An 8,418-nucleotide genomic window follows, 5' to 3' on the forward strand; every position below is an offset into this window, starting at 1 on the left:
TTACACTTCAAGAAATTAATCGCTATTCATCTGGCGGTGCAAGGCTCTCAGGTTACGACGATGCAGGGTCTCTGCCAGGCCTCCCAGATACACACGGCTTTTGCCGCATTCCTCAATGGTGATGGCCTCCAGGTATTCGTCCACATTCTTGCGTTTGCCCGCCGATTTTACCGCTTTTTTGATGCTATTCAAGTAATTGGTATTTTCCTTTACGGCTGCATCTATTTCACCGCGCAGAATAATATCGCCGTGGCCCTGGATGATGTTTTCCAGCCCCATGCGCCCGATCCGCTTGATGGATGCAAGCATATCGTCCACATCCCCATCCACAATGTAGGGCAGTGCCATGAAGGCGTCGCCTGCGAAGAGAACGCGATCCTCTTCTACCAGGACTGAAATCCCATCGTCGCTGTGACCAAAGGATTGGGAGAGGATGAGATTCTTCTTCCCGACGCGCATGGCCAATTCACCGGAAGCAAATGTCAGGTGAGGTGGAACGATTTTTACCTGTCGCAGGTTAGGGTTTTGCTTGCGGGCTCCTTCCAGTGAAGGTGTGCCCTGTTCAATCAAATATTCACGGCATTTGGCATGGCCGATCACCGTTGCGCCTGGAAAAAAACAATTGCCCCAGGTGTGGTCTGCATGATAATGAGTATTGATGACGTAGCGCACCTGAACCCCTAATTCATGCTCAATGAACTCCCGCATTCCGAGGGTCTCTTCCGGCAGGGCCAGAGTATCAATCACAACTGCCCATTGCGGGCCTACAATGACACCGGCTGTTACCTGGGCATATACTTCACTTTGGAACCAAAACACGTTCTCCGATACTCGCTCACGGTGCATGTAATCCGACCTTATGATATGAATTTGATTACATTGTTAATAGCACATTCCCGCTTAAATTTCAAGTTGACTAGACAAATTAGAATTAAAAAGAACTCGGAGGCCTTTAAGGCCTCCGAGTTCTTCCAAATGTCACCCTGAGAGAGTATCTGAAAACTCAATTTTAGATACGGGTTTGTAGGGACACAGCGAAACGCTTAATGATCAAAATTATGAATCGACTCGCTGTGTCCCTACTTTTCGGACACTTACTGAGCGGTGCGAAGGGTCTCTGAGATAATTGTAGTGATGCTTCGCCAAACTCGACGTTTGAGGCTCGCGGCTCAGGATGATATGACTAAGTCTAAATATGTATCGGGCTTCCGTCCGCCCCATGCGCTGCTTCCATAATTGCTTCTGAAAGCGTTGGGTGTGCATGGACGTTGCGTGCGATCTCATGCGGCGTGAGTTCCATCATGCGTGCAAGCGTGAGCTCGGGCAGTAACTCGGTCACTTCGGGGCCGATCATATGCGCGCCCAGGATCTCGCCATATTTTGCATCCACCACGATCTTTACAAAGCCCGCATAATCACCAAGCCCAAGCGCCTTGCCGTTCGGCTGGAAGGGGAAGCGCCCGATCTTGATCTCATGACCGCGTTCCTTCGCCTGCGCTTCGGTGAGCCCAAACGACGCCACCTGCGGATATGAGTACGTAGCGCGCGGCATCATTTCATAATCGAGAGTTATCGTTTCATGTCCACCAATGTGCTCGGCGGCGACAATGCCCATCGTCGAGCCGACATGCGCGAGCATGAGTTTGCCCGTCACATCACCCACCGCCCAAATGCCAGGCACATTCGTCTGCATCTTTTCATTGACTTCGACAAAACCGCGTTCGTTGATCTTCACACCAACTTCTTCAAGGCCAAGTCCTTTGGAATTGGGACGGAAACCGATCGCGACCAAGGCCTGGCCTGCTTCCAGTACCGTTTCCTTTCCCTCCGCTGACACTTTTACCTTAACACCCATCTTGGTGGCTTCAACAGATTCAACTTTATGACCCACCAGAATGTTGATCTTGCGCTTCTTGAATTCCTTATCGAGTTCTTTGGAAACTTCTTCATCTTCAAGCGGAACAATGCGCGGTAGCATTTCGACGATGGTCACATCCACGCCATAGGCGCCCCAGATGGTGGAGAATTCCACGCCGATTGCACCAGAGCCGATCACCACTACAGACTTGGGTAATTTTTCCTGTAATATGGCTTCCCAATAGGTAACAACTTTTTCACCGTCCACTTTCCACGCCGGTGGGACCATCGCGCTTGCACCGGTAGCAACAATAATGTTCTTTGCCTTGAGTTCAGTAGCTTTGCCATCTTTATCGGTAACGTTGATTGTGTCTTTGGCTTTGAACTTCGCTTCGCCCATAAAGACTGCGATGTTGTTCTTCTTCATTAAGAAGCCAACGCCTTTAGTCAGGCGATCTGAATTCTGGCGCGAGCGTTTGACCGCCACACTGTAATCCAGTTTCAGGTTATCGAATGTGAAGCCGAAATCTTTGCCGCGTTCGCGCAAGGTATGTGCTACTTCTGCATTCTTGAGCAATGACTTGGAGGGGATACAGCCGATATTCAAACACACGCCGCCCATCCATTGCTTGTCCACGATTGCCACTTTCTGTTTCAATTGCGCGGCACGGATCGCGGCCACATATCCTGCGGGCCCCGCACCGATCACAACGACATCAAAATTTTCTGCCATGGGAATACTCTCCTAAAATAAAAAATGTTAAGGGCATTATACCCCTAACGTTTTTCAGGATGCCTATCTAGGTCACGCTTGCAGCATGACGGTAATAATCACGTTATAAACGTGACCTACGAGGATCACAATGCTGAATTCAGAAGCGCAGCAATATTACTTCAAACACTGAGCGCTCCAAATTATGTATGGCCCAAAAATTCCCAATCTGGCACAAGATGGCATAGACTCAAGCTGGGTTGAAAGCTCCCGCTCTTTCCTGCCTGTAATTAACACATCATCATCTGAAATATTTAAATTCAATCCTCTTAAACAGTCCACGCTCTGTGCATCCCTGCAAGCGCTAATGGACATTTGCAAAGCACGCTGCTCGTAATATGTGCCCAGCCATTCGCTGCCCCACTTGGACGCAAATGGTTCACGCTTGAGAAGATAGGGAAACCATTCAGCTTCTGCCTGCCCCGTTACAAAAAGATATTTTGCATCAGCAGGGGTATTTTCCCGCACATATTCAGCCAGCTCAAACATACTGTTGTTCAAAGTAGGTGCCATGGAGCGAATTTCTCGAAAGCCTGAATACCCAGTTTGAACCAGCATGAGCATCAGGAGGAGATAGAGAATCCATTGTACAGATGCTCGCCCCGCAAGCCATTTTTCGATCATGAGGCTGAAGTATCCCAACATAAGCGCAACAAACAAGATAATGAACCGATCACCCTCGCCTGTAAGGAACACCAATGAGAGAAGAAAAGCTACGGGAATTGAGTATTGACGAAGCGCAAACATATAGATGAGACCGATCCCAGCGGCGACATAGACCAACAAAGGAAGATTCAAGTAGATTATTTTGAGAACAATTGACTGGAGAAGTAACGCGGGTTTCAGAATGACATCCAGAAAAGCATTATTGTCATGGCTGGTGAAGGCATTCGCAAATATATCTGCACCGTAGCGAACAAACATCAGGCCAAGCCATGGAGTCGTGGTGGCAATCGCAGCTACGGCTGCGGCAAGAAGCGTTTTCCACTGAGAACGGTTTAGCTGGAACAACGTCCAGCTTGCAATCCAAATGGAAAAGAATAAGGCGTAAAACAAGTGGGTTAGCGCAACCAACCCCCATAAAACACCTGTCAGTGCCCCCCAATAAACATTCTTTTCCTGGAGCGCCTTGTACAGCGCAAAAAATCCGCAGAGCATGAAGAAGAATGCTGGAGCACGTACAATCCCAGCAGACCAGGTATGCATGATATAAAGCGTGGGCGAAGCAGCCGAGAAGGCCACTACAACGCCCGCTGCAATGTTGGATTTCGTCAGGGATTTTGAAAAAAGATAAAGTGGAATAAGTGCCAGCGTGCTAAATAGAGGAGGAACAAACCTCAGATAAGTGATATACGATACGTCAAGCTTGAGGAAAACCGCCATGACATAAAAAGCCAGCGGAGGATAGGCAAAGGGGATTTCACCGGGGCCATAGAACGGGACGGTATTCGGCAGCCAAAAATTATGATCGGCTACCCCTTCGGCCATTAATGTATATAAACCTCCATATCCCAGGGGAAGCGAGAATCGAAAAGCGTTATAAAACAAAAAGAAAGAACTAAAAGAAAATACAACCGCGAGCCAAATTCCCTCAAAAAGTCTTGCCCATTTTTCATCAAATACTTTCGCTGTTTGTAACAACTTCACTTTGTATGACTCCCAATTTAAAAAATAAGATTCGATAAATATGGCAATAACAGCACAGCAGGAAACATAAATTTAGAAGATGAACTTGCGCCGCCCATTGTACTATTAAAGAAACTTCCTCCATCATCAGGAGGAAATTAGGATTTCATAAATATTGCATGGCTCCCCGCGCCGTCCTCGGCGCGGAGAGCCTGTGTTTGGGTTTACAGATTTTTCTTCAAGAACTCAAACGTCCGATCCCATGCCAACTGCGCGGCAGCGGAATCGTATTCGGGGCGGTCAGACTCAACAAACCAATGAGCAACATTCGGGTAGATATGAAGCGTCATGTTCACGCTTGCGGCTTTCATATTTGCTTCCATCTCGCGGACGAAATCAATCGATTCCCATTCATCCACTTCACAGAAATGGCCGAGTATCTTCGACTTGACCTTGGAAAAATCTGCCTCTCCTGCGCCATAGAATAAAACGGTTGCGGCAATGTTACCGGGGTCATGCGCCGCAACAATAAGTGACCATGCGGCACCCATTGAAAAGCCTATTACACCGATCTTATTCTTTGTGAGCGCCAGCAGATGATCCTTCGCTGCCATCACCGTATCGCCTGTAAATTGGTCATCACTTTTTTCCATCAATGACTTGGCTTCATCAATAGTCTTTGCGATCTGTCCATTACGAAGATCGGGCGCGAGTGCAACGAAACCCTGTTCAGCAAGGCGGTCGCATACCTGTTTGAAGAACGGCTTCAACCCCCACCAGGCATGTAAAACCAAAATGCCTGGTCCACCATTCACTGGCGACGCTAGATATGCGTTGACCTTTTTATCGTTCACGTTCAATTGGATTTCAGATTTTTGGATTGACATGACACTCTCCTTGGTTGAGTTCATTTTACTAAAACAAATGTTCTAAATCAAGAGGCAAAATAAAAAGGCGACTTTCATCGCCTTGGGATTCACAACCAGCGCCTCACCCTTGACCTGTATCCTGCGTACTGCTCTTTGAATTTTTTCTCCAGATAGGCCTCTTCCTGCTCGATCACCAGCCGATTCATGGTGCTGACGAAAAACGGCGCGATCACAATTCCTGTGTATAAGCCTGAATTCAACGGCAGGCCGATCACCATCAATAAGAATCCCAAATAAATCGGGTTGCGCGTATAACGATAAATACCATTTGTCACCAAACTGCTGACCGAGCCATGCGGATCAAGAGTTGTGCGTGCCTTCCGAAACTCAATAAACGCGCCCACCCCCAGCAGAAATCCGATGAAGGTCAGCGCGAGGCCGATGTTGCGTAACGCCGCGGGGACAACAAAGGGCAAGCGCACAAAATAACCAAGCAAATATGCGATAGCAATGTAGAACAAAGCCACAATCGGTGGATGAACATTCTTATTGGTATTCGGATGGTCCAATTGTTTTTCAGCCATAATTATTCCTCAATTTCATCTATAAATTATTTACCGAAATTGTTTGAGGGGATATTGTACTATGCAAGCGCTTCGGGATCATTTGCAAAGAATCGACGGGAAGGGTAAAATGATTTCATTGAAAAGTATTTTTCAATGAGGAGGGAAAACAATGATCCTCCCAATAAACCAGAGAGTAAAGAAGGTTGAGAACTTGTCAACAAATATTCAAAAGAATATTACTCTGCTTTTAGCAGATGATCATCCGCTCGCGCGAGCTGGCATTCGCAAACTACTTGATAGTGCCGATGACCTGAAGATTATTGGCGAGGCGGAGAATGGCTTTCAAGTGCAGGAACTAGTAGCCGAACTTCGCCCAAATGTTTTGTTACTTGATTTGAAGATGCCAGGTCCGCGCCCTGCCCAACTCGAAAAATGGGTTCGCGAAAATTATCCAGAGACCGTTACGTTGGTTTTGACTTCGCATGACCGCGATATTTATCTGGCAAGTATGATGGCTGCGGGAGTATCTGGTTACATGCGTAAAGATGTAACTTCGGAAAGGCTGATTGACGTAATCAGGCGTGCCGCACAGGGGGAGGTACTTTTTGATAATACACAACGAACTAGAGCAAATCAATGGCGAGAAGATGTAGACAGAAAAATAAAGCAGTTGACGGATCGAGAACAAGAAGTACTCAAATTGCTGGGTAAAGGGATGGATAGTAAGTCTATTGCAGCTGCCATGGGAATCAGCCCTAAAACAATAAGCTTTCATATAACAAACTTGTTAATGAAATTACAGTTGAAATCCCGCCAGGAAGCCACGATCTGGGCATTAAAATATTTGTCTGACAATCTTGAATAATTCCCAGGTTAAAGACTAGCAATTTTCCCAGTGCCGAATTAAGGAAATGAACATATTATTCTTCTAGTATTAAAATCCAAATACAAGGAGAATAATAGCATGAAAAATTATACCAAGATGGCCATCATACTGGTCATAGTCGCTGCCCTATTACTGCCTTTTAACTCAGCGATTGCTGCCCCTGCTTTGTTATGCTCGGGGAGTGGTTGTAACTATGTGGACCCAAACACTTCGGGGTGCGCAACTTCTTCTGGAGTATATACAGCAGTATCCAAATGGGCTTCTGCGGCATCAGGGACTGTTCGCATGGATCTAAGATATGCACCAGCCTGTATTTCAAACTGGACACGCGTCACCAACGAGTCGCCGAGCGCCGTTCGAAAACTTCGGGCAGAATTATATCAATCCAATCAAACTACATTGATAACATCCTACAATAGTAGCATATATGTTTATATATGGACTGCAATGTATGATGGCTCACTTGTTCGTTGTGGGCGAGGTAAGCAGGGTCCAGTTGGAGGCTCATATGATGCCACAACAGCCTTTGGGTGCGCTTAAGTGTTCAAATAACACATATCAATTTTGAGGAAAGAGGAATAAATGAAATCTCAAATAATTAATAAGCTGTCAACAATCATTGCAGGGGTAGCACTGTTCATAGCGTTAGCTCTGGTTACAGCTACTATCGTTGTTGCTAATCGTGATATAACAAAACAAGATCCAATTAACCGAGTTTCAAGGAGTGGAGTAACTGTTTCTCTAATTTCTTTAACTAACCATTCCGCAAGAACAGAATCCTCAATGTGTATTGATCTACCAGATAACGGAGACTGGTTTCCGTATGCTTATTTAGTGGTTGGTGAAAAACGAGTAGCAGTAGATGTAATTGAATTGGTCAATGCTAAAAACCCTGACACTTATAAAAGTAAATATCGCTGTTATAAATTTGGCTTTCCTGTGGCGATTTCACACGCTGACGGGCAGATTAAAGTTGTGGTGGAAAATATTCACACAAGTATGCCTGAGTTTCTTAATGAAGACATGTGTTCTGCGGCACAACAAGAGTTGCAGGTAGAAAATCCTGATTTTGTATTTTCGTGCAATATTGGATCGCAGGGTGTTGGTTTCTCAATTTCCAATAAACCGACTGATATGACAGATGAACAAGCAAATCAGTTAATTGTCGATGCATTAACAGATATGGTTGAAGGTCCTTGGGAGCTAACTTATTCTGTCCCCTAGTAAATAATAATTGTCTTTCTTATGTTTCCTGCTATGTGAACGAAGTTCACATAGCAGGAAATGTTATTAAGCAATGTTTTCTTTTTCTTGCGCTTACAAGGTGTTTTATGCTAAAGAAAATTCCTGTAATTGTTTTAATCTCAATAGCTTTATATGCCTGTTCGAATTGGAACCAACAAGAGGGCGACGATCATCCTGTGGTGACTTTAATCCCACACATTTCAACTGAAGCACCGATTAATCAAGTTGTGGAAGCAACACAACTTTTCGACAATCTAATAGTGACAGAGTCAAGGAATGGCATAACAGTTGCAATTACTTGGTCATATATTGACTCGTATAGATTGGCATTTGAGGTTCGTATCAATGGAATAGACGCGCCAGTAGAATATTCATTGCCTTGCCCTATTCGAGAGGTGATAATCATTGACGATCAAGGCTATGTTTATGATAATTATGTGAATGATACTGGCGATACGCAAAAACTGTCCCTGTTTTGCATTCATAATAAAGACACCAATTCTTTTGTTGCTACTTATAACTTTTATCATCAACGCCCAGACTTGCAACAAGCAAATGTGTCTATAGCTGTTTCAGATCGGAAGAGCACATGTCTGA

9 protein-coding genes are annotated in these 8,418 nt (G+C 45.4%); 4 read left to right on the forward strand and 5 right to left on the reverse strand.

The annotated features are described in order from the left end of the window. Positions 1-15 precede the first annotated feature (15 nt). From AC14M5_RS05400 to AC14M5_RS05420, 5 genes are all read right to left on the reverse strand, one after another. On the reverse strand, positions 16-819 hold the full coding sequence (locus tag AC14M5_RS05400; protein WP_484028618.1) for an MBL fold metallo-hydrolase: 804 nt from the start codon (positions 817-819) through the stop codon (positions 16-18). 370 nt (positions 820-1,189) lie between these two features. Continuing rightward, positions 1,190-2,590 carry a dihydrolipoyl dehydrogenase gene (lpdA, locus tag AC14M5_RS05405; protein ID WP_484028619.1) on the reverse strand — a complete coding sequence of 467 codons (1,401 nt, stop codon included), beginning with the start codon at positions 2,588-2,590 and terminating at the stop codon, positions 1,190-1,192. 156 nt (positions 2,591-2,746) lie between these two features. Next, a complete protein-coding gene (locus AC14M5_RS05410) occupies positions 2,747-4,117 on the reverse strand; it encodes an ArnT family glycosyltransferase (protein WP_484028620.1) in 1,371 nt (456 codons plus the stop codon). Positions 4,118-4,479: 362 nt separating this feature from the next. After that, positions 4,480-5,142, reverse strand: coding sequence for a dienelactone hydrolase family protein (locus AC14M5_RS05415; protein ID WP_484028621.1), 663 nt, complete (start codon positions 5,140-5,142; stop codon positions 4,480-4,482). Positions 5,143-5,231: 89 nt separating this feature from the next. Next, positions 5,232-5,708, reverse strand: a complete 477-nt coding sequence (locus AC14M5_RS05420) for a methyltransferase family protein (RefSeq protein WP_484028622.1) — start codon at positions 5,706-5,708, stop codon at positions 5,232-5,234. Between the two features lie 193 nt (positions 5,709-5,901). Here AC14M5_RS05420 and AC14M5_RS05425 point away from each other — a divergent pair, with 193 nt between their 5' ends. From AC14M5_RS05425 to AC14M5_RS05440, 4 genes are all read left to right on the forward strand, one after another. After that, positions 5,902-6,555 (forward strand): LuxR C-terminal-related transcriptional regulator, encoded by a 654-nt coding sequence (locus AC14M5_RS05425; protein ID WP_484028623.1) that lies wholly within the window; start codon positions 5,902-5,904, stop codon positions 6,553-6,555. 99 nt (positions 6,556-6,654) lie between these two features. Further along, positions 6,655-7,116: a hypothetical protein gene (locus AC14M5_RS05430; RefSeq protein WP_484028624.1), complete on the forward strand. Its 462-nt coding sequence runs from the start codon at positions 6,655-6,657 to the stop codon at positions 7,114-7,116. A 42-nt stretch (positions 7,117-7,158) separates the two neighbouring features. Continuing rightward, a complete protein-coding gene (locus AC14M5_RS05435; protein ID WP_484028625.1) occupies positions 7,159-7,800 on the forward strand; it encodes a hypothetical protein in 642 nt (213 codons plus the stop codon). Between the two features lie 107 nt (positions 7,801-7,907). Continuing rightward, positions 7,908-8,418: hypothetical protein (locus AC14M5_RS05440; RefSeq protein WP_484028626.1), on the forward strand; the 511-nt coding region annotated here is incomplete at its 3' end.

It is taken from the genome of Candidatus Villigracilis sp., assembly GCF_057083605.1.

Coding starts and splice junctions, on each gene's coding strand:
- lpdA (WP_484028619.1), bottom strand. CDS start 2,590: ATGGCAGAAAATTTTGATGTCGTTGTGATCGGTGCGGGGCCCGCAGGA.
- AC14M5_RS05410 (WP_484028620.1), bottom strand. CDS start 4,117: ATGGCCGAAGGGGTAGCCGATCATAATTTTTGGCTGCCGAATACCGTC.
- AC14M5_RS05415 (WP_484028621.1), bottom strand. CDS start 5,142: ATGTCAATCCAAAAATCTGAAATCCAATTGAACGTGAACGATAAAAAG.
- AC14M5_RS05420 (WP_484028622.1), bottom strand. CDS start 5,708: ATGGCTGAAAAACAATTGGACCATCCGAATACCAATAAGAATGTTCAT.
- AC14M5_RS05430 (WP_484028624.1), top strand. CDS start 6,655: ATGAAAAATTATACCAAGATGGCCATCATACTGGTCATAGTCGCTGCC.
- AC14M5_RS05435 (WP_484028625.1), top strand. CDS start 7,159: ATGAAATCTCAAATAATTAATAAGCTGTCAACAATCATTGCAGGGGTA.